This is a genomic window from Flammeovirga aprica JL-4 (assembly GCF_012844305.1).
Taxonomy (GTDB): Bacteria; Bacteroidota; Bacteroidia; order Cytophagales; family Flammeovirgaceae; genus Flammeovirga; species Flammeovirga aprica.
The window spans coordinates 1-1,372 of record NZ_JABANE010000291.1; the positions used below are offsets into that span (position 1 = coordinate 1).

2 protein-coding genes are annotated in these 1,372 nt (G+C 53.6%); both read left to right on the forward strand.

Annotation, left to right across the window (positions count from 1 at the left end):
* Positions 1–699: portal protein (locus tag HHU12_RS33930; RefSeq protein ID WP_205960076.1), on the forward strand; the 699-nt coding region annotated here is incomplete at its 5' end.
* Between the two features lie 115 nt (positions 700–814).
* The coding region (locus HHU12_RS33935; protein WP_205960077.1) for a capsid assembly protein at positions 815–1,372 on the forward strand (558 nt) is incomplete at its 3' end.

Genomic DNA, 1,372 nt, shown 5'->3' on the forward strand with positions numbered 1-1,372 from the left:
ATTACTCAGGTCCGACGACTCACGGCAGCACAGTCTGGTGCTTTCATACCGGGCCGTAAGCAGGACATCGAGTTCCTCCAGCTGGAGAAGTCCGGCGACTTTACCGTAGCGAAGAACGTGAGCGACACCATTGAAGCTCGCCTCTCGTATGCCTTTATGCTCAACAGTGCGGTTCAACGTACTGGCGAGCGAGTCACAGCCGAAGAGATTCGGTACGTGGCGTCAGAGCTGGAAGATACCCTAGGTGGTGTCTATTCGATTCTCTCGCAGGAACTCCAGCTGCCTCTGGTAAGAGTGCTCTTGAAGCAACTACAAGCCACGCAGCAAATCCCAGAGTTACCTAAAGAGGCCGTAGAGCCAACTATCAGCACTGGCCTTGAGGCTATCGGACGTGGTCAGGACCTTGACAAGCTGGAGCGGTGTATTGCCGCATGGTCAGCCCTTAAGGCACTCGAAGGTGATGACGACCTCAACTTGGCTAACCTCAAGTTACGCATCGCTAACGCTATCGGACTCGACACGGCTGGCATGTTGCTCACTCAGGAAGAGAAGAACGCCCTTATGGCACAGCAAGGTGCTCAGATTGCTACACAGCAAGGGGCAGCAGCGCTGGGTCAAGGGATGGCCGCACAGGCTACAGCGAGTCCTGAAGCAATGGCACAGGCAGCTGATTCCGTGGGTATGCAACCGGGTATGTAATTAGGTAGCACTATAGGGAGACCGAACGTAAGACCACTCAAGCCGACCTTATGGTAGCCGTTGAGTGAACACTGCTAGTAAGTCTCCTCTTAGTCTTAACTTTAAGGAGATTGAAATGGCTGGCGAATCTAACGCAGACGTATATGCATCCTTCGGTGTTAACAGTGCTGTAATGACTGGCAGTACACCTGAGGAGCACCAAGAAAACATGTTGGCTCTTGATGTTGCTGCCCGTGATGGCGATGATGCAATCGAGCTGAACACCAACAGCGATGACCCGTACGGCTCCGATGTGGACCCGTTCGGTGAACCTGAAGAGGGCCGTATGCAGGTCCGCATCTCCGCTGACGGTTCCGACGAAGAGTCTACCGAAGGTGAAGAGGGTTCTGAAGAAGAACAGCAGGGCGACGAAGAGAGTCAGCCGGAGGAAGTAACCGACGATGGCGAACCTGAAGAGTTCAAACAGATTGGTGAAACTCCGGCTGACATCAACGAAGCCTCTCAGCAGCTGGAAGAACATGAAGCTGGCTTTAACGACATGGTTGCTACTGCAATCGAACGCGGTCTCTCACAGGATGCTGTGACCCGTATTCAGCAGGAGTACCAGAACGAAGACAGTCTGTCCGAGGAGTCTTACCGAGAGTTGGCCGAGGCTGGCTACAGTAAGGCATTC